This is a genomic window from Mycobacteroides sp. PCS013, assembly GCF_049532645.1.
Taxonomy (GTDB): domain Bacteria; phylum Actinomycetota; class Actinomycetes; order Mycobacteriales; family Mycobacteriaceae; genus Mycobacterium; species Mycobacterium gwanakae.
The window spans coordinates 4,582,934-4,604,479 of record NZ_CP150131.1 but is presented as its reverse complement, the minus strand read 5'-3'; the positions used below and the strand labels follow the sequence as shown (position 1 = coordinate 4,604,479).

25 protein-coding genes are annotated in these 21,546 nt (G+C 64.6%); 8 read left to right on the top strand and 17 right to left on the bottom strand.

The genetic code is table 11. From position 1 onward, the window contains the following. Positions 1–2 precede the first annotated feature (2 nt). The 4 genes from egtC to RHO23_RS22895 are packed head-to-tail and all read right to left on the bottom strand — an operon-like array spanning position 3 to position 4,030. Entirely contained in the window at positions 3–683 is a 681-nt protein-coding gene (gene egtC, locus RHO23_RS22910; protein WP_423488399.1) for an ergothioneine biosynthesis protein EgtC, read from the bottom strand. A gap of 1 nt (position 684) precedes the next feature. After that, the gene (egtB, locus tag RHO23_RS22905) at positions 685–1,980 is read right to left on the bottom strand and encodes an ergothioneine biosynthesis protein EgtB (protein ID WP_423488398.1); all 1,296 of its coding nucleotides are present in this window, start codon (positions 1,978–1,980) and stop codon (positions 685–687) included. After that, positions 1,977–3,215 (bottom strand): ergothioneine biosynthesis glutamate--cysteine ligase EgtA, encoded by a 1,239-nt coding sequence (egtA, locus tag RHO23_RS22900; protein ID WP_070922051.1) that lies wholly within the window; start codon positions 3,213–3,215, stop codon positions 1,977–1,979. The genes egtB and egtA overlap by 4 nt, the downstream gene beginning before the upstream one ends. A 35-nt stretch (positions 3,216–3,250) precedes the next feature. Beyond that, positions 3,251–4,030 (bottom strand): SDR family NAD(P)-dependent oxidoreductase, encoded by a 780-nt coding sequence (locus tag RHO23_RS22895; RefSeq protein WP_030095957.1) that lies wholly within the window; start codon positions 4,028–4,030, stop codon positions 3,251–3,253. Between the two features lie 59 nt (positions 4,031–4,089). Here RHO23_RS22895 and RHO23_RS22890 point away from each other — a divergent pair, with 59 nt between their 5' ends. Next, the gene (locus tag RHO23_RS22890; RefSeq protein WP_423488397.1) at positions 4,090–4,530 is read left to right on the top strand and encodes a nuclear transport factor 2 family protein; all 441 of its coding nucleotides are present in this window, start codon (positions 4,090–4,092) and stop codon (positions 4,528–4,530) included. Here the strand turns inward: RHO23_RS22890 and RHO23_RS22885 are convergent. Then, a complete protein-coding gene (locus RHO23_RS22885) occupies positions 4,499–5,386 on the bottom strand; it encodes an LLM class F420-dependent oxidoreductase (protein ID WP_423488396.1) in 888 nt (295 codons plus the stop codon). The genes RHO23_RS22890 and RHO23_RS22885 overlap by 32 nt on opposite strands. A gap of 52 nt (positions 5,387–5,438) precedes the next feature. Here RHO23_RS22885 and RHO23_RS22880 point away from each other — a divergent pair, with 52 nt between their 5' ends. From RHO23_RS22880 to RHO23_RS22865, 4 genes are read left to right on the top strand one after another with little or no spacing between them, the layout of a single operon-like run. Further along, positions 5,439–6,833 carry a sugar porter family MFS transporter gene (locus RHO23_RS22880; protein ID WP_423488395.1) on the top strand — a complete coding sequence of 465 codons (1,395 nt, stop codon included), beginning with the start codon at positions 5,439–5,441 and terminating at the stop codon, positions 6,831–6,833. Continuing rightward, positions 6,818–7,720, top strand: a complete 903-nt coding sequence (locus RHO23_RS22875; protein WP_109535864.1) for an N-acetylglucosamine kinase — start codon at positions 6,818–6,820, stop codon at positions 7,718–7,720. The genes RHO23_RS22880 and RHO23_RS22875 overlap by 16 nt, the downstream gene beginning before the upstream one ends. A gap of 14 nt (positions 7,721–7,734) precedes the next feature. Then, complete coding sequence (locus RHO23_RS22870; RefSeq protein ID WP_046252274.1) at positions 7,735–8,748, top strand: SIS domain-containing protein; 1,014 nt, start codon at positions 7,735–7,737, stop codon at positions 8,746–8,748. Position 8,749: 1 nt separating this feature from the next. Beyond that, positions 8,750–9,634, top strand: a complete 885-nt coding sequence (locus tag RHO23_RS22865) for an N-acetylglucosamine-6-phosphate deacetylase (RefSeq protein ID WP_423488394.1) — start codon at positions 8,750–8,752, stop codon at positions 9,632–9,634. On the opposite strand, the gene RHO23_RS22860 is transcribed toward RHO23_RS22865, so the two are convergent. From RHO23_RS22860 to RHO23_RS22845, 4 genes are read right to left on the bottom strand one after another with little or no spacing between them, the layout of a single operon-like run. Beyond that, the gene (locus tag RHO23_RS22860) at positions 9,619–10,263 is read right to left on the bottom strand and encodes a sensor domain-containing protein (protein WP_217339958.1); all 645 of its coding nucleotides are present in this window, start codon (positions 10,261–10,263) and stop codon (positions 9,619–9,621) included. The genes RHO23_RS22865 and RHO23_RS22860 overlap by 16 nt on opposite strands. Before the next feature lie 3 nt (positions 10,264–10,266). Then, positions 10,267–10,929 (bottom strand): sensor domain-containing protein, encoded by a 663-nt coding sequence (locus tag RHO23_RS22855; protein ID WP_423488393.1) that lies wholly within the window; start codon positions 10,927–10,929, stop codon positions 10,267–10,269. Between the two features lie 44 nt (positions 10,930–10,973). Beyond that, positions 10,974–11,900, bottom strand: coding sequence for a PfkB family carbohydrate kinase (locus tag RHO23_RS22850; protein ID WP_423488392.1), 927 nt, complete (start codon positions 11,898–11,900; stop codon positions 10,974–10,976). 49 nt (positions 11,901–11,949) lie between these two features. Next, entirely contained in the window at positions 11,950–12,603 is a 654-nt protein-coding gene (locus tag RHO23_RS22845; protein WP_064407629.1) for a sensor domain-containing protein, read from the bottom strand. A gap of 122 nt (positions 12,604–12,725) precedes the next feature. Here RHO23_RS22845 and RHO23_RS22840 point away from each other — a divergent pair, with 122 nt between their 5' ends. Further along, positions 12,726–13,340: a methyltransferase family protein gene (locus tag RHO23_RS22840; RefSeq protein ID WP_423488391.1), complete on the top strand. Its 615-nt coding sequence runs from the start codon at positions 12,726–12,728 to the stop codon at positions 13,338–13,340. Here RHO23_RS22840 and RHO23_RS22835 read toward each other — a convergent pair. Next, positions 13,324–14,649, bottom strand: a complete 1,326-nt coding sequence (locus RHO23_RS22835; RefSeq protein ID WP_217339961.1) for an ammonium transporter — start codon at positions 14,647–14,649, stop codon at positions 13,324–13,326. The genes RHO23_RS22840 and RHO23_RS22835 overlap by 17 nt on opposite strands. Positions 14,650–14,831: 182 nt before the next feature. Between RHO23_RS22835 and RHO23_RS22830 the strand changes: the two genes are divergently transcribed. Next, entirely contained in the window at positions 14,832–15,965 is a 1,134-nt protein-coding gene (locus tag RHO23_RS22830; protein ID WP_030095970.1) for a nitronate monooxygenase, read from the top strand. A 98-nt stretch (positions 15,966–16,063) separates the two neighbouring features. On the opposite strand, the gene RHO23_RS22825 is transcribed toward RHO23_RS22830, so the two are convergent. From RHO23_RS22825 to RHO23_RS22800, 6 genes are all read right to left on the bottom strand, one after another. Beyond that, positions 16,064–16,711: a sensor domain-containing protein gene (locus tag RHO23_RS22825; protein WP_057963566.1), complete on the bottom strand. Its 648-nt coding sequence runs from the start codon at positions 16,709–16,711 to the stop codon at positions 16,064–16,066. Next, entirely contained in the window at positions 16,708–17,322 is a 615-nt protein-coding gene (locus RHO23_RS22820; RefSeq protein WP_064407627.1) for a sensor domain-containing protein, read from the bottom strand. Before RHO23_RS22820 ends, RHO23_RS22825 begins: the two co-directional genes overlap by 4 nt. After that, on the bottom strand, positions 17,322–17,750 hold the full coding sequence (locus tag RHO23_RS22815; RefSeq protein WP_064407626.1) for an organic hydroperoxide resistance protein: 429 nt from the start codon (positions 17,748–17,750) through the stop codon (positions 17,322–17,324). Before RHO23_RS22815 ends, RHO23_RS22820 begins: the two co-directional genes overlap by 1 nt. Before the next feature lie 61 nt (positions 17,751–17,811). Beyond that, a complete protein-coding gene (locus tag RHO23_RS22810) occupies positions 17,812–19,275 on the bottom strand; it encodes a catalase (RefSeq protein WP_217339963.1) in 1,464 nt (487 codons plus the stop codon). A 21-nt stretch (positions 19,276–19,296) separates the two neighbouring features. Beyond that, the gene (locus RHO23_RS22805; RefSeq protein WP_030095975.1) at positions 19,297–19,725 is read right to left on the bottom strand and encodes a Fur family transcriptional regulator; all 429 of its coding nucleotides are present in this window, start codon (positions 19,723–19,725) and stop codon (positions 19,297–19,299) included. 46 nt (positions 19,726–19,771) lie between these two features. Further along, positions 19,772–20,122, bottom strand: coding sequence for a DMT family protein (locus RHO23_RS22800; RefSeq protein WP_030095976.1), 351 nt, complete (start codon positions 20,120–20,122; stop codon positions 19,772–19,774). Between the two features lie 56 nt (positions 20,123–20,178). Between RHO23_RS22800 and RHO23_RS22795 the strand changes: the two genes are divergently transcribed. Then, on the top strand, positions 20,179–21,012 hold the full coding sequence (locus RHO23_RS22795; RefSeq protein WP_070916871.1) for an alpha/beta fold hydrolase: 834 nt from the start codon (positions 20,179–20,181) through the stop codon (positions 21,010–21,012). Here the strand turns inward: RHO23_RS22795 and RHO23_RS22790 are convergent. After that, positions 21,009–21,494: a hypothetical protein gene (locus RHO23_RS22790; protein ID WP_070922043.1), complete on the bottom strand. Its 486-nt coding sequence runs from the start codon at positions 21,492–21,494 to the stop codon at positions 21,009–21,011. The genes RHO23_RS22795 and RHO23_RS22790 overlap by 4 nt on opposite strands. Between the last annotated feature and the right edge of the window lie 52 nt (positions 21,495–21,546).

The following is a 21,546-nucleotide window of genomic DNA, read 5'->3' as shown; positions in this document are numbered from 1 at the left end:
GGTCATAGTGGCGCCACCTCTACCTTCCCATCGCGTACCCGCACCAATCTCCGGTCCGGGATGTCGACCCAGGACGGGTCGTCGTCGTACGGTTCGCTCGCCACCACCACACCGTCAGCGGCCTCCAGAATCGACAGGGTGTCACCCCAGGTCGTGGCGATCAACTCATTTCCGTTGGCCGCCAGAATATTCAGTCGCGCTGAGGGATCCGCGGCGCCGACCCGCCGAACCGTCTCTCCCAGGTTCTCCGGGCCCGACGCGAAGATCCGGACCGCCAGCACCGCGCTATCGACCACCGACTCCGCACCCGATACCTGGCCCACCGCGCCGCGATCGACAATCCCGTTGTGCGACAACAGCCAGGTTCCATCCGTGAACGGGGCGGCCGCGGACTCGTCGATGGGCATTCCGGCACTCGCGGACCGAACCGCAGCCACCACGCATCCGCTGCGTAACACCGGAGCCACCGAAGCGAAGGACGCATCACCCCACAGCGGACGTGCACTGCGCCATCTACGGGGTGCCCCGTCGATGAAGAACCCGGCACCCCACCCGTCGGCGTTTACCAGACCATGCTTTTGGCGTCGGGGTGAATACGACTGCACCTCAAGGCTATGCGGCGGCTCCAGCATCAACGACGCCAGGCTCCGTGGCTCACCCAACCAGCCCAGATGACGACACATGCTAGACGTCCCAGGCCAGACGAACGCCGCTGAAGATCTGCCGGCGGATCGGGTGATCCCAGTTGCGGAAGCTGGGCCGCATGATCGATGGGGACACCGCCCATGAGCCCCCGCGCAACACGCGGTAGTCACCGGCTCCGGAACCTTCGAAGAACGGCTCGCTGTACTGCTGGTAGATCATCGGGGTGAAGCCGGGCCAGGGCCGCAGTGGTGAGGTGGTCCACTCCCACACGTCGCCGAGCATCTGTTCGGCACCATAAGGCGACGCCGATGCCGGATAGGCGCCGACCGGGGCCGGCCCCAGGGCACCTCCGCCGAGGTTGGCCCGGTCACGGCCCGGGGGGTCCTCGCCCCACGGGAAGCGCCGTCGCACAGAGACTTCCGGATCCCAGACACAGGCCTTTTCCCATTCGGCTTCGGTCGGCAATCGCGCGCCCGCCCAGGCGGCGTAGGCCTGCGCCTCGTGAAAGGTGACGTGCTGCACCGGCTCATCGGGCGCTCTCCGCAACTCACGCCCGAACCGCGTCAGCGTTCCGCCGCGGTTCCAAAACTTGGGCGCCGTCAGGTCTTCCATGCACCGATGTGTCCATCCGGCCTCGGTCCAGAACTCCTCGCGCCGATATCCGCCGTCGGCGATGAATGCCGACCACTCGGCGTTGGTCACCGGAACCGTGCCGATCCGGAAACTCGGAAGATCCACCACATGTGCGGGGCGCTCGTTGTCCAGCGCGAACGGTTCGTCGATCGCGTCGACGCCCAGTACGAATGGACCCGCCGGCACCAGCACCGAGGTTCCCGCCACCCCTGGACGCCCCCGCGGCAACGGGTCCACGCGCTCCAGCAGGGCAGCTCCGCGACGAATCGATAAGGCCTGCAACATGGTTTCGTCATGCTGATGTTCATGGCTGAGCACCATGGCGTACGTGAATTCGTCCGAACGTGCCGATCCGTCGGAGGGCAGTGCCTCCAGCCGGTCCAGAACCCGGCCTCGCACCTCGTGACAGAAGGAACGTGCCTGTGCCGGGGAGAGCAGCGGCAGCTGCACCCGGCTGGCCCGGGTGTGACGGAACGCGTCATACAGGGACTCGATGTCGCCGGGCAGCATTCCCGGTTTCTGCGGATCACCGTCGCGCAGTAGCCAGAGTTCTTCCTGCTGTCCGATATGCGCCAAGTCCCACACCAGCGGACTCATCAGGGGGTCGTACTGACGATGGAGCTCGGCATCGTCATGATCGGTGATGGTCAGCGTGCGCAGACGCGCGGCTTCGAGGTCGCGCGCCAGCTTTTCCTGGATCATTGCGTTGCTCCCGAGAATGCTTGCTCCACGCCGTATTCCGCGACATTGTCCATGAAGTCGTCGGCGGGACATCGGCCTTCCTCGACACGCTCCAATAGGAAGGCCATATCCGCGGCCAGCTCGGACGGCGCCACCGCGCACGCCGCCGCCACCAGCCGACGCCCGGCCGCATGGAGGGCGGGATCGGCCAGGCCGGCTCGCGATGCCGCCTCCCACGCGTCACCAACGGGTTCAACCGTCTCCGCGGCGATATCGGCGACCTGCGGATGGTCGAGCGCGGCGACCGCGGTGAATGCCAGCGCGGGCCACCACCAATCCGGTGCGGCATCCAGGTACCTCAGCTCCAACCAGCGGCGCGGTCGCACCGGAGGAAAAAGTGTGGTCAGGTGATAGTCGAGGTCGTCGGTGGTGGGAGCGCGCCCTGCAAGCCGCACGGTCCCGTCAGCCCAGGATTGGAACGGCACATGGGTGACAACCGCATCGGCGCCCTCCTTGTTTCGCACCAGCATGACGGGTGCTCGCAACGCGTATCTGACCCAGGATTCGGTCGGGTCGGTGCCGATCTCGACCGGGGCGCAGCGTCGCGGGTCCAGGTTGTCCCAGATCCACTGTCGGGTGTTTCGCCGCCCCGTACGCCGACCGGCCAGCATCGGCGAGGAGGCCGAGAGCGCCGCCATCGTCGGACCCATCCGCTGCGCCAGCACAAATCTGTCCCGCCATTGCCGCGGTGTCCCGGACTGCAGATTGACCTGCAATGACGCGGTGCAGGTCATCATCTGCAGCGCGGTCTCGCCGAAACCAGCAGCACCGAAATGGCCGGCCATCGCGGCGTACCGTGCTGCCGGATTGACGCGTTCGGGGGTGCGCAGCGGGTCGGTGCCCAAGCTGGCCAGCGCAATCCCGGCGCCACGGTACGTCGAGGTCAGGATCGAGTGATCGGCCCGCATCGACGAGATCGCCGACCAGATATCTGCGTGCGGGGGTCCGGAGAGTTCGACGGCCCCACCCGGTTCAAAGGTGATCGCGCTGCGACCGGGCAGATCGTGAACGGTCTCCGCGATGTCATGCAGCCGATTCCAGCTGACCCTGCGGTGCGGAGCCGTCAGCTCGACGGTATGAGATTCCAGCTCCAGCCCGACCGTGCCGACATGTGCGTCGGCGAAAGACTGCCGAGCGATGTGCTCGGCAGCCTCGTCCGCGTTCGACAGTGTCTCCACTGTCGAAGTGGTGGCCATCTCTCCAATGTTCCATAGGCCACCGACAAGTAGCGCTACTTCGGCTGGAGGCGGGCTCCACCGTCGATGCGAATCGTCTCGGCATTCATGTAGCTGTTGGTGACAAGCTCCAGGGCCAGCGAGGCGAATTCCTCGGGGTTACCCAGGCGCTGCGGGTAGAGCACGTTCGGTGCCAGGCGGTCCTTGAACTGTTGCGCGGAGTCGCCCTCACCGTAGATCGGGGTATCGATGAGACCCGGCGCGATGGTGTTGACACGGATGCCCACGACCGACAGATCACGCGCGATCGGCAGCGTCATGCCCACGATTCCACCCTTGGACGCCGAGTAGGCGGCCTGGCCGATCTGGCCGTCGAACGCCGCGACGGAGGCGGTGTTGACGATGGCGCCGCGCTCACCGAACTCGTCGACCGGCTCTTCCTGGCTGATCGCGGTGGCCGCGAGACGGATCAGGTTGAACGAGCCGATCAGGTTGATACCGATGACCTTGGAGAAGATGTCCAGCGAGTGTGCCGAGGCGTACTGCCCGTCCTTGCCGATGGTGCGGCCGGGCCAGCCGACGCCCGCGCAGTTGATGAGGACGCGCACCGGGCCCAGCTCCTTGGCGGCGTCGACGGCGGCGATACCGTCGGCCTCGCTGGTGACATCGGTGTGCACGAACGCGCCACCGAGTTCCTTGGCCAGAGCCTCACCCTTTTCGTCCTGGACGTCGGCGATGACGACCTTGGCGCCCTGCTCAGCGAGCAGGCGAGCAGTTGCGGCACCCAGACCCGAGGCGCCACCCGTGACGATTGCAGACACACCATTGATATCCATGAGCCGCACCCTAACCGATCAGTTGGTTGGGAGATCGAGGCCCCATAGTCTTTGTATCCGTGACCGATGACCGACTCGCCATCCAGGATCTCGTCGCCCGGTATGCCAGCGCCGCGGACCGCCGCGACGTCGACGCGCTCGTCGCACTGTTCTCGGCTGACGCCGAACTGATCCGGCCCCCGGCCCTGCTGCGCAAAGGTGATTCAGCAGCCCTGCGGGGCCGCGAGGCGATCGCGGATGCGATTGTCGCGGCCCTCACGCCGCTGCATGCGACGTATCACCTTGTGGGCCAGCAGACGGCCACTGTCCGCGGCGACACCGCGACGGGCGAGGTCTATTGCATGGCCCACCACATCTACCTGCGTGGCGACCAGCATCACGACAACGTGATGGCCGTCCGCTACCTCGACACCTACGAGCGCGGAGCTGCCGGTTGGCTCTTCACCCGCCGCGAGCCGGTCGTGGTGTTCAGCGAGGACCGGCCAGTTCGAGTCGGCTAGCACACGCGGCCATCTCCTCGAGCACCGCTTCCAGCGTCGTGGCGCGCCGCGACGCCGACAGCAGCATTCGTCCCGCACCGCTCCGGTGCGCCTGCTCCAGCGCCGCCTGATCCACGCGATGCAGACCGTGCCCCAGCACGAGGTCGATACTCACGGGATCTCGACCCGCATCGCTAGCCGCGGCACGCATGACATTGAGCGCGGCCGACAGCTCCTCACCAACTAGACCCAGCGGTTGAAAGCCATCGCCCAGCCGCCCCGCGCGCCGTGCCGCGGCCTTGCTGTGGCCACCGATGTACAGCGGAACACCTTGTGGCCGAATAGGCTTGGGGTACGAATAGGCGTTGTGGAACCGGTAGAAATCCCCGTCATATGCAGCAGGCCCATCGGTTGACCACAGTGTGCGCATCACCGCGACGGCTTCATCGGTAGCCGCGCCGCGATGGTCGAAGTCGCCCCCGCACGCCTCGATCTCCTCACGCATCCATCCGACTCCCAGGCAGACCCGCAGCCGCCCCCGGCTCAATCGGTCCAGGGTCGCCAGACGTTTGGCCAGCACCACGGGGTGGTGGTCGGGTAGCACCAGCACCCCGGTGGAAAGCCCCAGTGTCGTGGTGGCACCCGCGACAAACGACAGCAGCTCCAGCGGGTCGGGGATGTCGACATCATCGGGCAGGTGTGACTGACCGGTCGGTGAGTACGGGTAGGTGCTCTGCGTGTCTCCGATGACGACCGCATGCTCCACCACGGAGATCTCCGTGAATCCCAGCCGCTCTGCGGCACGCGCGAATTCGAGGATCTTGTCGGGTTCCGCGGTCATCCCTAGCTCTACCGGAGCAACAACACCGATCTTCACCGCCACCTCCAATAACCCGTGCCTGCCGCATCCTCAGTGTCTAATACGTGGGATGAGCCTGATCACCGACCTCCGCTCAGCATCACGTCTGGGTCTGATGGTGGCCGTGACGGCCGCAGCGGTGGGTGTCATCTACGGATACGACTCCTCGAACATCGCGGGTGCGCTGCTGTTCCTCACCGACGATCTACATCTGTCCACCAATGACCAGCAGGTGGCCGCCACCGCGGTGGTGATCGGCGAGATCGTGGGCGCACTCATCGGCGGCCCACTGTCCAACAAGATCGGCCGGAAACGGTCAATGGTCCTGGTGGCGGCGACGTTTGGAATCTTCTCGCTGCTCTCCGCACTGGCCGTCGACCTGAACACCCTGGTCGCTGCGCGATTCTTGCTCGGGCTCACGGTGGGTGTGTCGGTGGTGGTGGTTCCCGTATTCGTCGCCGAGTCCTCCCCCACCAAGATCCGGGGCTCGATGCTGGTGCTCTACCAACTGGCCTGCGTAACAGGGATCATCGCCGGGTACCTCATCGCCTGGGCGTTGTCGTCAACGGGCAGCTGGCGACTGATGCTGGGTCTGGCAGCCATCCCCGCCGTGCTGGTATTGATCGCCCTGCGCAAGCTCCCCGATACGGCTCGCTGGTACATGATGCGTGGCGACCGCGCACGGGCACGCGAGATCCTCACCACGGTGGATCCCGATATCGACGTCGACCACGAGCTCGATGAGATCGCCGACGCCCTGCGGTCCGAAGGCGGCGGTTCGGTGCTGGCACGACTCAAAGAGATGGTGACTCCGCCCTACAACAGAGCAACTTTTTTCGTTGTCGGCCTTGGGTTCTTCATTCAGATCACCGGCATCAACGCTGTCGTCTACTACGGGCCTCGCATCTTCGAGGCGATGGGCATGTCCGGATATTTCGCCAAGCTCGGTCTGCCCGCGCTCGTTCAGGTGGCAGCGCTGCTGGCGGTATTCGTGTCCATGTCGACCATCGACCGGATGGGCCGCCGTCCCATCCTCATGATCGGCATCACCATCATGATCATCGCCGACGCCCTGCTGGTCACCGTATTCGCAATCGGTGGATCATCATTCGGTGGTGTGCTGACAGTTCTCGGCTTCCTGGGAATCGTGCTCATTGCGGTGGGCTTCACCTTCGGGTTCGGCTCGCTGGTATGGGTGTACGCGGGCGAGAGCTTCCCGGCACGGCTGCGCTCCTATGGGGCCAGCGCCATGCTGACTTCGGACCTGGTGGCCAATGCCGTTGTCTCCATGTATTTCTTGACGTTGTTGACCGCACTCGGCGGCACCGTGGCGTTCGGGGTCTTCGGCGCTCTGGCGTTGGCCGCCCTCGTGTTCGTCTATCTGTTGGCACCGGAAACCAAGGGCCGCAACCTTGAGGAGATCCGGCATTTCTGGGAAAGCGGAGGCAAGTGGCCCGCGGCGTAGTAGTTGGGATAGACATCGGCGGGTCCAAGACCCGCGCACTGGCCGTCGCGGACGGCAAGGTGATCGGCGAGGCGCTGGCAGGTAGCGCCAATTTGCAGTCGGTGAGCGAGGAGCAGGCGAAAACCGTTTTCGCCGACATCTTTTCCAAGCTAAACCGGGACGATGTCTCCCGCGTGAGTGCCGGGTCGGCCGGGGTGGATACCCCCGAGGGCGCGCAGGCCCTGATTCGGCTGCTGCAACCGTATGCACCTCACGCCGACATCACCGCGGTGCACGATACGCAGCTCATCCTGGCGGCGGGCGGCCTCGCGGCCGGCATCGCGGTGATATCCGGTACCGGATCAGTGGCCTGGGGAAAACGCGGCGACGGTGCCACCGCGCGAGTCGGCGGTTGGGGCTACCTACTCGGGGACGACGGCAGCGGCTACGGCGTATCCAGATCTGCTGTGCGGCACGCTCTCTCTTTGTCCGATCGGGGCGATCCTCCCGACGCGCTCTCGCAACGGTTCACCACGGAGTGCGGTGTCACCGAGCCCGCGCAGCTGCTGGATCATTTCTATGCCCACCCCGAACGCCGGTACTGGGCCAAGATGGCAGGGCTTGTCTTCGACCTCGCCTCGGCAGGTGATGACGCCGCACAGGTGATCACCAGGCAAACAGCCATCGACTTGGCCGCCTTGATCGAGGGTGTCTGCCTACGATTGGGCCCTGGACTGCCTGTGGTACTCGGCGGGGGCCTACTGGTCAACCAACCGGGCCTCGTCGCCGATATCATCGAACGTACACGCAGCACCGGTGTTTCGGATATCGCTGTGCTGCAACGTGAACCGGTGTTTGGAGCATTGGCCCTGGCCGGGGTCGATGTCGACGGATTGGAGAAGGCATGACCGCGGGGACGCATATGGCTGACGAGATCCGCCAACAGCCTGCCGTATGGGGGCGGCTGCTTTCGGAGGGCCGATCAGGCATCGCGGAGGTAGCAGCCAAGATCGTCGAGTACCGGCCGCGCTTCGTGCTCTTCGTCGCGCGCGGCACCAGCGACCACGCCGCGCTGTACGGCAAGTACCTCACCGAGATCATCCTGCAGGTCCCGGCCGGTCTGGCCTCCCCTTCGACCATGACGACCTACGGTGCGCGGCCCGATCTTTCGGGTGTGCTGGTAATCGGAGTCAGTCAATCGGGGGGCTCCCCCGACCTGGTGCAGACGCTGTCGGTGGCACGCGAGCAGGGAGCGCTGACCGTTGCCGTGACCAACGCCCCGAAATCTGCGCTGGCCACCGCTGCCGAACACCACGTGGACGTGTTGGCCGGTCCTGAACTGGCGGTTGCGGCCACCAAGTCGTACACGGCGCAATTGCTGGCGCTGTATCTGCTGCTCACCGATGTGGCGGGCCGCGATAACACCGCGGCCGCCCTGCTCCCGGAACGCGGTGAGGAAATCCTGCACAGCGCCGTGGTGCAGCAGCTGGCTACCCGGTACCGCTTCGCCTCACGCCTGGTCACCACTGGTCGCGGCTATTCATACCCCACCGCACGCGAAGCCGCCCTCAAGCTGATGGAAACGAGTTATCTTTCTGCCCAGGCATTCTCCGGGGCAGATCTGTTGCATGGCCCGTTGGCCATGATCGATCCACAGGTACCGGTGATCGCGATCGTGCCCGATGGGGTTGGCGGCCGGGCCATGAACGACGTGCTGCACCGGTTGGCCGGACGCGGAGCAGATGTGTGCTGCGTGGGATCGGCGGACGCGGTGGCAGCCACCGGGCTGGGCGTCACCCTGGAGCCGACGCTCGAGGAGCTTTCGCCCATGTTGGCCATCATTCCGCTGCAGCTGCTTGCCCTGCAATTGGCGATCGGCCGCGGAGAAGACCCTGATGTACCACGAGGTCTATCCAAGGTGACCGAAACGCTCTGACATGACAGTGCCCGGATTCTTCGATATGCACGTGCACGGCGGTGGCGGCGCATCATTTGGAGACGATCCGGACGCCAATCACACTGCCGCAGAATGGCATCGGTCCCACGGCACCGACGGCATGCTGGCCAGCCTGGTGACCCTGGCGCCCGATGACCTGCTCGACGCCGTGCGCGTGCTTGCCGGCACGGCGGGCACCGGGGGTATCGCCGGTATACACCTGGAAGGCCCCTGGCTGTCGCCGCGATATGCCGGAGCTCACGATCCGCGGCTGCTGCGCGAACCGGATCTTGCCGAGCTCGAGCGGCTGCTGGACGCGGGCGCCGGGCATATTCGGATGGTCACCATCGCGCCCGAGCTCCCGGACGCTATCCCGGCGATCGAGTTGCTTGTCGCGCGCGGCGTAGTGGCGGCAGTGGGGCATACCGATGCCACGTATGAGCAGACCTTGCAGGCCATTTCGTCCGGTGCCACCGTCGCCACTCATCTGTTCAACGCTATGCGCCCGATCCACCATCGCGAGCCCGGCCCCATCCCGGCACTCCTGGAGAGCCCGGCGGTGACCATCGAGTTGATCGCCGATGGCGTACACATCCACCCCGCGATCTACCGAACGGTGCTGGCCGCAGTGGGACCGGACAGAATCGCTCTTGTCACCGACGCGATGTGCGCCGCCGGAATGCCCGATGGTGCTTATCAATTGGGCCAGCTGCCGGTCACCGTCGCAGCTGGCGAGGCGCGGCTGCCCGACGGCACCATTGCAGGCAGCACCGCGAGCATGGCGGACCTGTATCGGTTCGCGGTGGCGCAGGCAGGTCCCGAGGTGGCCGCCCTGCAGACGTCCGTCAATCCCCTTCGCGCGGTGCGTGTTCAGGCCGCTTCGTAGCGGGGCCCGATGATCCTGGTGATGCGCAAAACACGCTCGTAACGCTCGGGACCGTCCGAGCATGTCCGCATGTCAGTCACGGTGTTACGGACTCTGACCAGTAGATGCGTGCACGCCTTACGCACTCCGTTATCGGCGATCATCACGTACGGTCCCACGATCGCGTCATCATCACGGCGCAGCGCACTGATCATGTATCGCCACTGGAAGCCGTCACGCACTGTTTGGTTCGCGCAACGCTGCCACAAATCCATTTCACTGGAAGCGAAGTCGCGGGCCGCGTCGTCGGAGGGGAAGACCGCAACGCTTTGCGAGACCTGGACGGTCCACGGAGCCGCATCTTCGAGCTGCTGGTCATGCGCGGCCATGTACGGCGCGCGGTCGTAGGTGGCGATGGACGCGCGAATCACGCTGCCACAATCGGGTCTGTCCGTCGACAGATCTGGCAGCGCATTGAGCCGATTGACCGTCGGGAAGCCAACTCCCAGCACCGACGACGCCTCTTGCGGCGTCACCATCAGGTCATCGATCGCGGCGGGCGGCACGATCGAACCCGGATCCGCGTGCGCGGGTGACGCCAAAAGCATCCCCGCCATCGTCGTCACGACCGCCCATGCCGGAACTCTCATGACTTATGCCTCCCACACTCGTGGACCGACGATCTTCATCAATTCGAATGCCCGCTCACCGTCACTCTTGGAAACCGTTGAGCACGTTCGGATATCGATGGTGACGTTGCGCTCGCTGAGAAGCACATGCTGACATGACGCATACGCCGAATCGTTCCGTGAATAGCCGACCGCGAGCAGGTTGTCGACCTGCGTGACATCCCGAATATCCACCGTCGCTACCAGAGTGGTGCCGTCGATGGCCAGCTCGGAGACGTTGATGGTCTGATGCTCACACGCCCGCCAGCGATCGGCCTCGCTGTGCGCGAAGTCGCGGGCCTCCGCATCGGTGCCGAAGACGGCCACGTTCTGATCGACCAGGGTGAACCAGCCGGCGTGATCCCAGAGTGCCTGGGAATGCGCGGCCACGTAAGGGGACCTGTCATAGCTCGACACCGAAGCCAACACCACACTTCCGCAGTCCGGGCGATCGGTGTCCAATGCGAAGGTGGCACTTTGCCGCTGGACATTGGGCAGAGCCACGCCCATCACCCGTTCGGCCTCTCGCTTGGTGAGCATCAGGCGGTCGATCGCCGAAGGCGGCACATGGGGCGATGGTTCGGCGGCTGCGACGGCCGGGTGCAGGGCGCCGAGTACCGCCACCAGTGCCCCCACCACTGATCGCATACTCACCCCCTGGCCTCGGCCCCCGATTTCTTGTGTATTGAACTCTAGGACCCGATGCGGCGCAGCTCGTTGGCCAGCTCAGTCGAATCGGGCGGGCGTGCTCCAGGACGGGTACAGGTGATGGCCGCCGCCACCGCCGCCCGGTGCAGCGCCTCGGACAGCTCAAGCCGCCGCTGATAGAACCCGTCAAGGAAGGCGCCGGTGTACGTGTCCCCGGCACCGACGGTGTCCACGACGCTGACCTGGTGGGCGGGGATGCGCAGCGGCAAGGATTCGCCCCGCCGGAAGGCCAGCGAGCCTGCCGCACCGCAGGTGATCAACGCGATCTGGATGCGGGGGTAATCATCGAACCAGCGGCCCACCACACCCGCGATCGATACGCCCGGGTACAGGAACTGGAGGTCTTCGGTGCTGGCCCGCGCCACCTCCGCGAGAGCCAGCCACGAAGTGATGCGCTCGATACACGTCTGGCGGTCACCCAGGAGCGTTGGGCGCACATTCACATCGAAAATGAGTGGAGCGTCCGAATAGTGCTCGACTATCCAGGCCCGCAGCGCCTCGCGCCCCGGCCAGAGGACGCTGGCGATCGAGCCCGCCCATACCGCCACCGGCGCGAGCGCCGCAACAGGAAGCGATGGTGGAGCAACATCATTGGTGGTTCCCTGCCAATAGAACCGGTACTGGGCGACACCCAGCTCGTCGACTTCCGCGATGGCCAATGTCGTAGGGACGTCATGGCGTATCACCAACGAGTCGTCGACACCCGCCGCGGTCAGGTTGTCGATGCAGCGGCGCCCGAAGACGTCGTGAGACACCTGCGTGAGAAGAGCGGTTCGCGTGCCAAGCCTGGCGGCGGCGATCGCGGTGTTGTACGGACCACCGCCCGGTACCGAGCGCCACAATCCGTCGGCCGCGGGCACCACGTCGACCAGCGTCTCGCCACAGACGATGAGGCCATCTCTGTCGGGCACGCATCGAGGCTACCCGAGAGAGGTTTTGTCACAGCATCTTTGAGTGTTCCTACGCCTGAGCCACCCGCGGCAGCAGGGCCTGGATGAGGTCCAGTGCACGGTTCCCGTCGCGCTGACCACAAACCCGCACGTCGATAGCCACGTTCCGTAGTGGCGCGAGCGCGTGCTGGCAGTACATGGCTCCGCCGTAATCCGTCGGCCACGCGTACCCGACCACCAGAACCTCCTGAACCTGGACGATCTTGCGAAGCTGCACCCATTCACGACGCGTGCTTCCGTCAGGTTGCGACAGGAGCGAAGTGACCCGCTGGTTTTCGCAGGCCCGCCAGCGATCCGCCTCACCGAGCGCGAAGTTCGTCGCATCCGACCACTCGGGAAAGATCACCATGCTCTGGTCCACCAAGCGCGTCCAGCTCGGGCCGTCCGTCAATGACCGGTACCGCCCAGACAAGTAATTGGAGGATTCGTAACTGGCTGCCGACGCCAAAACCACACTGCCGCATTCGGGTCTGTCGGTCCGATCCGACACCAGCCCGGCCCAGTCTCCGGATACAGACATGCCGGATCCCATGACGGGACTCACGTCCCCGGGCTCAAGCATCAGACCGGGGAGCGCGTCCACCAGCACCGGTAACTCGTCAGGATTCGCCGAGGCGGTGCCCGACGACGCCGCCATCGCCAGCACACAAAGAACCGACGCCACCCCCAGAACAGACCTCATAACCGCAGGAGCCTAGACGAGCAGCGGGAATGACCCCCTGGGTTATTGACACTCCTCTCGAAATATTGTTCCATGCGAATGTATGCATTAATGGAGGGAAGTTCATGGCCGTGGCAGCGCTCGTCGTCTATCTGGTCTTCATCGCCGCCGGGCTGGGCTGGAAGAGCTACCGACAGTGGCGAGCCACCGGCTCCACCGGCGTCCGCGGATTCCACGGACGCCCCGGGTCACGCGAGTGGTTCGCGGGCGTGGGATTCATCGCCGCGATCATCGCCGCCCTGCTCGCACCCATCCTGCAGCTGGCGGGACTCATCGCGCCCCTTCCCGCACTGGATCATCGATCCCTTCAAGTCGCGGGAATCGCATTGGCGGCAACGGGAATCGTCGCCACGATCGGGGCGCAGCAGACCATGGGCGAATCGTGGCGGGTTGGCGTCGACACCCGTGAGACCACCACGTTGGTGAGCAGCGGCGTTTTCGGCTGGGTGCGCAACCCGATCTTCACGGCAATGCTGACCTTCGCGGCCGGGTCGGTCCTCATGACCCCGAACCTGTTGGCCCTCAGCGGTTTCGTGTTGCTCGCCGCCTCGATCGAACTGCAGGTACGGGTGGTCGAAGAGCCATATCTACTCGCGACACACGGCAAGACGTACCGCGACTACGGATCCCGGGTCGGACGATTTCTACCCGGGATCGGCAGATTCAGAGCCCCGGGTTGATAAGCCCACCACCGCGCGTGGTGGCCAGCTCATAGGCCGACTCCGCATGCTCGGCGTCGTCGAGACCATCGGACTCGTGCTGCGGATGCGACCGAATGCCCATGGAATGACGCAGGCCCAGCCCGATGACCCCGGTGACCGCAACCGAGTAGGCGAGCACCGCCGCCACGCCCACCAGCTGCAGCCAGAACTGATGCAACCCGCCGCCGTACAGCAGCCCATTGACACCGGCGGGGGCCGCGGCACTGCCGACAACACCGATCATCAACGTACCGACCACGCCACCCACCAGGTGCACACCTACCACGTCGAGCGAATCGTCATATCCCAGACGGTATTTGAGTTCGATGGCAAGAGAGCTCACAGCACCGGCCACCGCGCCGATCACCAGCGCGCCGATGGGCGTGACCGCGGCACATGAAGGCGTGATGGCCACCAAACCCGCGACGACGCCCGAGGCCGCACCGAATGAGGTGGGCTTGCCGTGCCGGACCTTTTCGACCAGCAGCCAGGCTGCCATCGACATGGCGCCCGCACCCAGGGTGTTGGCGATGACGATCGCGGCGGTGCCATCGGCGGCCAACGCCGAACCGGCGTTGAATCCGAACCAGCCGAACCACAGCAGCCCGGCACCGAGCATGACGGCAGGCAGGTTGTGGGGGCGCATGGCCTCGCGCGGCCATCCGCGCCGCTTGCCAAGAACGATGGCCAGCGCCAATCCGGCAGCACCCGAATTGATCTCCACGGCCGTACCACCCGCGAAGTCGAGGACGCCCAGGTTCGCGAGCCATCCGCTCTTGTCGGCCGTGGTGCCCTCAACCGCAAATACCCAGTGCGCCACCGGGAAGTACACCAGAGTTGCCCACAGTGCCGTGAACGCGATCCACGGCAGGAAGCGCATCCGGTCGGCAACCGCACCCGCGATGAGCGCCACCGTCACCATGGCGAACCCCGCCTGAAACATGACGAACACCAGCGCCGGAATGTTGGTCGGGCCCCACAACGGCACCGAGGGGGCCTTGTAGTCGCCCTCGAACAGATGCTGCAATCCGGCGAACTGGAACGGATCGCCGAGTAGTCCGCCACCGACGTCGGTACCGAACGCCATCGAGTACCCAAAGGCCACCCAGAGCACCCACACCACGGCGACGGCCGAGAAGCACATCATCATCATGTTGAGGACGCTCTTGGCGCGCACCATGCCGCCATAGAAGAAGGCCAGCGCCGGGGTCATCAGGAGCACCAGCGCGGCACTCGTCAGAACCCAGGCGGTATTGGCCGCGTCCGGCACTCCCATATGCGGAAACATGCGCTGGCTACTCCCGGCTCGTGCGATTAGGTCAGCGTGAGTGTAGGGAAGCCGCCGGACGGGCGTGCAGGACCTGTTCTAAACTAGAACACGTTCCAGTTTTTAGACCCTCCTACTAGTCCGCTGCCGGGACCCCATCCCGCCCTCCGCCTACCCCTCTTCCCATCACCCAAGGAGAAGTCATGCACACCCCGATCTGCGACGAACTCGGCATCGAGTTCCCGATTTTCGCCTTCACCCACTGCCGGGACGTCGTCGTCGCGGTGAGCAAGGCCGGTGGCTTCGGCGTGCTGGGCGCCGTCGGATTCACCCCCGAACAGCTCGAAATCGAGCTGAACTGGATCGACGAGCACATCGGTGACCATCCCTATGGCGTCGACATCGTCATCCCCAACAAGTACGAGGGCATGGACGCGAACATGTCGGCCGAAGAGCTCACCAAGATGCTCCAGTCGATGGTTCCGCAGGAGCATCTGGATTTCGGCCGCAAGCTGCTGGCCGACCACGGAGTACCCGTCGAAGAGGGCAACGACAACGCCCTGCAACTACTGGGCTGGACCGAAGCCACCGCGACCCCCCAGGTGGAGATCGCGCTGCGCCATCCCAAGATGACGCTCATCGCCAACGCGCTCGGCACCCCGCCGCCCGACATGATCAAGCACATCCACGACGCCGGCCGCAAGGTCGCGGCGTTGTGCGGTTCGCCCAAGCAGGCCCGCAAGCATGCCGACGCCGGGGTGGACATCGTCATCGCCCAGGGCGGTGAGGGTGGCGGCCACTGCGGTGAGGTCGGCTCGATCGTGCTGTGGCCGCAGGTGGTCAAGGAGATCGCACCGGTGCCCGTGCTGGCCGCCGGGGGTATCGGCAGCGGCTACCAGATCGCCGCAGCGCTGGCCATGGGTGCGCAGGGCGCATGGAGCGGCTCGCAGTGGCTCATGGTCGAGGAGGCCGAGAACACCGCGGTGCAACAGGACACCTACGTCAAGGCCACCAGCCGCGACACCGTGCGGAGCCGGTCCTTCACGGGCAAGCCGTGCCGGATGCTCAAGAACGATTGGACCGAGGCCTGGCAGACCGAGGGCAATCCCGAACCGCTGGGAATGCCCTTGCAGTACATGGTTTCCGGGATGGCGGTGGCAGCCACTCACAAGTTCCCGGATCAGACCATCGACGTCGCCTTCAACCCGATCGGCCAGGTCGTCGGCCAGTTCACCAAGGTGGAGAAGTCGGCCGCGGTCATCGAGCGTTGGGTTCAGGAGTACCTGGAGGCCACCAATACGCTCAACGAACTCAATGAGGCCGCCGCGTCGGTGTAAGGACCAATCGAGTGTGTGGATCCGGTCGATTTTCATCGAGATTTCGACCGGATCTGCACACTCGGCGAATCAACGGGCCTGCGCGGCGACACCTACCCCTACTGGCCCAGGCCGTTTTGCATCGTGTTGGCCAGCACGTTCACCGCAAGGCTGCCGTTCCCCGGCTGGCAGACCTTGGCCTGAAGTAACACATTCTCGCGCCTGCGGGTCTGGTTGAAGCAGCGACGGTCGAGACCGGCCTCCTCCTTCATCCACGCGGCATCAGCGGCACCGGCCGCTGGTCCGGTGAATGTCCACACCTCGCGGCGGCCGTCATTCAGGAGCAAGGTGGCCGTCTGACCGGAGCATCCTTGAGTGCGGTCCACCACCCGATGGAAGGCGCGGTCAGCGGCATCGTTGTTGGCGAATACCCCGATCGACTGCTTGACCAAATGCGTTGCATCCGTGGCCGAGTCTTGCGTCGTCGCACCCCGGAACGAGGCCAGATCCGGATCGGCGTACACCTCATCGAGCCCAATGTCCGACCAGTTGTTGCATTCGGGGATATCCACCGAGAACGCCTGGAACGGCTGAGTGAACTCACTATGCGACCCGAGCTGCGCCCCCAGGACATTGCTCACCGATCCGCGCGCGAGCACCGCATAGTTCACGACGCCCGGATCGGATGGACGGGCTCCCGCAACGGGGGCCAGCGCAAGCGCGACCACCGTCGCAGTAGTCACGGCAGAGGCGATCTTGATGGTCATGCCCGTCCCTCCATGGCATCGGCGAGGGCTGCGGCGATGTTCTCGCCATTCTTCGGCACACACGCCTTCACCTGCAATAACACCTCGCGCTTCGCACGCATCTGCACGTAGCAAGTAGTCCCGGTGGCGCTGGCCATCGACCAGCTGGCCGTGGCGTCTCCCGACTTGCCCTTGGTGATGGTCCACGTTTCCCGCGCACCCTGGCCGTCGGTCACATCCAGAGGTACGCCGTAGCAGTTGTCCATGAACAACAGCGCGACAACCGGATCCACCGCGGCGATCGGGCGCTGAAAGACTCCCACCGCCTGCTTCACGGAATACGTTGTGTCCGAATCCGATTTCTGTGACGTCTGCCCGCGATACTCGGCCAATTCGCCGTTACCGTTGAACACCTCGTCCAGCCCCACATCGACGAAGCTCAGACAACTCGGTTCGCTCACCTGATAGCCGGCCGTCGGAGATTCGACAGTCCGGATGACGGGAAGTTCGGTGCCGACGATCGAATTCACCACCTTGGGTTTGAGCACGACGGCATCCGGACCAACCGCCTGGGCCGCCGGCGCGAACACCAAGGCCAGCGCCGATACCCCCGCGACGACGAACCCGCGCATCAGACCCGCGCCTTGACCGTCACCTCGATGTTGCCGCGGGTCGCGTTGGAGTACGGGCACACCTCATGCGCCTGCTCCAACAGGTCATCGGCGATCTCCTGGGACAGCCCGGGCAGGTACCCATCCAGCTCGGCCGACAGATCGAATCCGCCCTCCGGGGTCTTGGAGATTCCCACCTTCGCCGTGATCGATGTCGCGGGGTCGAGCTGCACCTTCGCGATACGCGCCACCAGATTGAGTGCGCTCAAGAAACACGCCGAGTACCCGGCCGCGAACAACTGCTCAGGATTGGTGCCTTCGCCGTTGCCGCCCATTGCTTTTGGAATTCTGGTGTCTAGATCTATCCGGCCATCCGACGAGCGCACATGCCCGTCACGGCCTCCCCCGGTCGACGTGGCTTCTGCGGTGTAGACGGCCTCATTGGACATACGACGAGCATACGGATGGCGCCGGCCCCCTTGAAGAGAACCGGCGCCATCCATGAACTGCCTACTGCGCGTCGAGACCGGCGCGAACACCCTCTTCGACGGCCTTGCCCAGCTCCGCATCTACGTTCTTCCAGTATTCGAACACCCGGGACAGCACGGGTTCACTGACGCCGCCCAGCACATGGCCCACGATGTTGCTCGCCAGCCGCGCGCGCTGTTCATCGTCCAGCACCTCACGGACCAAGGTTCCGGCTTGGACGAAGTCGTCGTCCTCGGCGTGCTGGACATACCCGGCACGCACGGCGGTGCCGTCGAAATCCCACACCCCCAGGTCGCCCGCTGCCTGCGGATCGGCATGCGGACCCCCGAAAGAGTTGGGGGCGTACACCGGAACCTCGGGATCATTGAAGTGATACCGCATCGCGCCCTCCTTGGAGTAGGAATTCACGGTCGCGGCCCGCGCCTCGTTGGGCGGCAACTGCGCATAGTTGGTGCCGATCCGGTACCGATGTGCGTCGGCGTACGCAAACACCCGGCCGAGCAGCATCTTGTCGGGTGAGAAGCCTATTCCCGGAACGATATTCGATGGTTCGAAGGCAGCCTGCTCGATGTCGACGAAGTAGTTCCCCGGGTTGCGATTGAGCGTCCACTTGCCGACCTCGATCAAGGGGTAGTCCTTCTTGGACCAGACCTTGGTCAGATCGAACGGATTGAACCGGTATCCCTGTGCCTCGGCCACCGGCATGATCTGCACATGGAGGGTCCAGCTCGGAAAATTGCCTTGCTCGATCGCGTCCCACAGATCGCGACGATGCGCGTCGGCGTCGGATCCGGCGAGTGCATCCGCTTCCTGCTGGGTCAGGAAATCCTGGCCCTGATCGGTCCGGAAGTGGTACTTCACCCAGAAACGCTCCCCCTCTGCGTTGACCCACTGATAGGTGTGCGAGCCGTATCCGTTCATGTGGCGGTAGTTCTTCGGGATCCCGCGATCACCCATCAACCAGGTGACCTGGTGTGCCGTCTCGGGACGCAGCGTCCAAAAATCCCACTGCATGTTGTGGTCCCGCAATCCTGATCCCGGCAACCGCTTCTGCGAGCGGATGAAGTCCGGGAACTTGATGGCATCGCGAATGAAGAAGACGGGGGTGTTGTTACCGACCAGGTCGTAATTGCCGTCCTCGGTATAGAACTTGATGGCGAAACCACGCGGGTCACGCCAGGTATCGGGACTCCCCTGTTCTCCTGCCACCGTCGAAAAGCGCACCAGCGACTCTGTTTTCACGCCCGGCTGAAACAGCTTGGCCTTGGTGTACTTCGAGACATCCGCGGTGACGACGAGCTCTCCGTACGCGCCGGCACCCTTGGCATGCACGATGCGCTCGGGAACGCGTTCCCGGTTGAACTGCGCAAGCTTTTCGATCAGATAGTGGTCATGCAACAGAACCGGGCCCTGGATGCCCGCGGTCAACGACTCATCGTCGCTCTCCACTGCGATTCCGGTGTTCGTGGTTGTACGGATGGACATGAAAACCTCCTCGAAACCTGATTAATTGGGCTGACATTCGGGGCACAGGCCCCAGAACACGATTTCGGCCTCGTCGACCACGAACCCCGCGGTATGTGACGGCTCCAGGCACGGCGCATGCCCGACGGTGCAGTCCACATCGGTGACGGCACCGCAACGGCGACAGACCAGATGGTGATGGTTGTCGCCGATACGCGTCTCAAAGAGCGCCGCGGAACCAGCCGGTTCGATACGTCGCACCAGCCCGGCGCTCACACAGGCCTTGAGCACGTCGTAGACGGCCTGTGTGGACACCTTCCCAAGATCGGCACGCACCACCATCGCGATGACATCTGCGGTTGAATGTGGATGCGCCGCAATCGCGTTCAGAACCGCGACGCGCGGAGCCGTGACACGCAGTCCCGCCCTGCGCAATGCAGCGGCTGGGGCGGGGGGCTGTACTGCGGTCACCTCACCAGTATGCGCCTTTTCTGGAATGAGTCAAGAAATGGTGTCTCTATCCGAACGGGCCGTTGAATACGAAGTAGGCCCCGGCGGCGATCAATACGAACCCCACCAGGTGATTCAGGGTGAGCTTCTCCCCCAGGTACCACACCGCGAAACCGAGAAACACCGTTAGCGTGATGACCTCTTGCATCGCCTTGAGCTCGGCGCCCGAATACACCTCACTGCCAAGACGATTCGCGGGCACTGCCAGGCAGTACTCGAAGAATGCGATGAACCAGCTGACGAGGACCACCACCCACAACGGGTGATCCTTGAATTTCAGATGCCCGTACCAGGCAAAGGTCATGAAGATGTTTGAGCAGATGAGCAGCACTGGCGGCAGGAACCGGGCAGCAATCATGTCCACATTCTGCAGATCTTCCCTGTCAACCGCCCACAACCGCTAGCCTGCTGCGCATGAGCGGTGCCGCATTGCAGGACCGGTACGTCCAGAGCTGCCTCGGCGGCCTGCATGTGCGGGTCGGCGGTAACGGGCCCGCCATCCTCTTCTGGCCCAGCCTGCTGATGACCGGGTCCATGTGGGCCGAACAGGCCCGATACTTCGCCGACCGCTACACCGTGATCCTCGTCGACCCGCCCGGCCATGGTGACAGCCAGGCCCTGCACCGAATGTTCCGATTCGAGGACTGCGCACACAGCATCGAACAAATCCTCGACACCCTCGGTATCGAGCGCGCACATATCGTCGGCAATTCCTGGGGCGGAATGATCGGGGGAACTTTCGCGGCACTGCATCCCGGCCGTGCCGGAGCATCCGTCTTGATGAACGCCACCGCTTCGCGCGCCAACATGCGTCAGACCGTCGAGTTTCGGATGCTCACCGAGATAGTCCGGCTGCTGGGCAGATTCCGCGAACCACTCACCACCCGCGCGGTGAAGGCCTTCGTCGGCCCCACGATCATGCGCGAGCGCCCCCAGGTAGAACAGGCGATCCGCGCCGAACTGCGCGATCTCAACGTCGACTCGGTCTATTGGGCGGTCAACAGCGTGGTGCCGGCACGGCCCGACCAACGCGAGCTGTTCGGGCGCATCGGTACACCGATCCTGGTTGTCGCCGGGCGCGAGGATCCCACCTTTCCCGTCGCAGAGACCGAGCTGATGGCCGAAGCGATCCCCGGGGCCGAGTTCGTGATCATGGAGAACACCGGGCATCTGGCCGCGTTGGAACGCCCCGACGAGGTCAACGCCCTCATCGACGAGTTCCTCAAGCGGCACCCGCTGGAGAGCTAGAGCGCCCGCGCCCTGCGCATGTCCTCGATGGCCCCCGCCCGGTCGCCCAGCTCGTTGCGGATCACCGCGCGCAGTGCGAGCGCATCGGCAAATCCAGACTCGATATCGAGGGCCTCATCGACCGCCGAGAGGGCTTCGTTCGGTTTGCTGGCGCCCTTGAGCGCCCACGCGTGGGTGTAGTGGTTGATGGCGTCATGGCCGCCGTATCGCACGGCAGAGAGTGCGCAATCAATCGCATCGAAGTGCCGCCCCATGCTGCCGAGGCAGTACGCCAGAATGCGCCAGGCCCGGGAATTCTTGTGCTCCAGCTCCAGCGCATCATTGGCGAGACGCAACGCCTCGCTGTCGTCTCCAGACGCCAGGGCCTCGCTTGCGCGGGTTGCCAGCTCCTCAGCGTCCACAGATTCGAAGGTACGCGAACCCTGCCCGCCAGTTATCCACTCATCGGCGGCGATGTCGATCAAGGTTCCGCTAGCAATCATCGGCAACCATCCTAACCAGCCACCATAGACGCGTCGATAACTCTGGTAACAA

Bases quoted from the DNA above. Each gene is read 5' to 3' on its own strand.
- RHO23_RS22895 (WP_030095957.1), bottom strand. From the start codon at position 4,030: ATGGATATCAATGGTGTGTCTGCAATCGTCACGGGTGGCGCCTCGGGT.
- RHO23_RS22790 (WP_070922043.1), bottom strand. From the start codon at position 21,494: ATGATTGCTAGCGGAACCTTGATCGACATCGCCGCCGATGAGTGGATA.
- RHO23_RS22830 (WP_030095970.1), top strand. From the start codon at position 14,832: ATGCACACCCCGATCTGCGACGAACTCGGCATCGAGTTCCCGATTTTC.
- RHO23_RS22855 (WP_423488393.1), bottom strand. From the start codon at position 10,929: ATGCGATCAGTGGTGGGGGCACTGGTGGCGGTACTCGGCGCCCTGCAC.
- RHO23_RS22815 (WP_064407626.1), bottom strand. From the start codon at position 17,750: ATGTCCAATGAGGCCGTCTACACCGCAGAAGCCACGTCGACCGGGGGA.
- RHO23_RS22800 (WP_030095976.1), bottom strand. From the start codon at position 20,122: ATGATTGCTGCCCGGTTCCTGCCGCCAGTGCTGCTCATCTGCTCAAAC.
- RHO23_RS22880 (WP_423488395.1), top strand. From the start codon at position 5,439: ATGAGCCTGATCACCGACCTCCGCTCAGCATCACGTCTGGGTCTGATG.
- egtB (WP_423488398.1), bottom strand. From the start codon at position 1,980: ATGATCCAGGAAAAGCTGGCGCGCGACCTCGAAGCCGCGCGTCTGCGC.
- RHO23_RS22840 (WP_423488391.1), top strand. From the start codon at position 12,726: ATGGCCGTGGCAGCGCTCGTCGTCTATCTGGTCTTCATCGCCGCCGGG.
- RHO23_RS22865 (WP_423488394.1), top strand. From the start codon at position 8,750: ATGACAGTGCCCGGATTCTTCGATATGCACGTGCACGGCGGTGGCGGC.
- RHO23_RS22860 (WP_217339958.1), bottom strand. From the start codon at position 10,263: ATGAGAGTTCCGGCATGGGCGGTCGTGACGACGATGGCGGGGATGCTT.
- RHO23_RS22795 (WP_070916871.1), top strand. From the start codon at position 20,179: ATGAGCGGTGCCGCATTGCAGGACCGGTACGTCCAGAGCTGCCTCGGC.
- RHO23_RS22810 (WP_217339963.1), bottom strand. From the start codon at position 19,275: ATGTCCATCCGTACAACCACGAACACCGGAATCGCAGTGGAGAGCGAC.
- RHO23_RS22870 (WP_046252274.1), top strand. From the start codon at position 7,735: ATGGCTGACGAGATCCGCCAACAGCCTGCCGTATGGGGGCGGCTGCTT.
- egtA (WP_070922051.1), bottom strand. From the start codon at position 3,215: ATGGCCACCACTTCGACAGTGGAGACACTGTCGAACGCGGACGAGGCT.
- egtC (WP_423488399.1), bottom strand. From the start codon at position 683: ATGTGTCGTCATCTGGGCTGGTTGGGTGAGCCACGGAGCCTGGCGTCG.
- RHO23_RS22835 (WP_217339961.1), bottom strand. From the start codon at position 14,649: ATGTTTCCGCATATGGGAGTGCCGGACGCGGCCAATACCGCCTGGGTT.
- RHO23_RS22825 (WP_057963566.1), bottom strand. From the start codon at position 16,711: ATGACCATCAAGATCGCCTCTGCCGTGACTACTGCGACGGTGGTCGCG.
- RHO23_RS22820 (WP_064407627.1), bottom strand. From the start codon at position 17,322: ATGCGCGGGTTCGTCGTCGCGGGGGTATCGGCGCTGGCCTTGGTGTTC.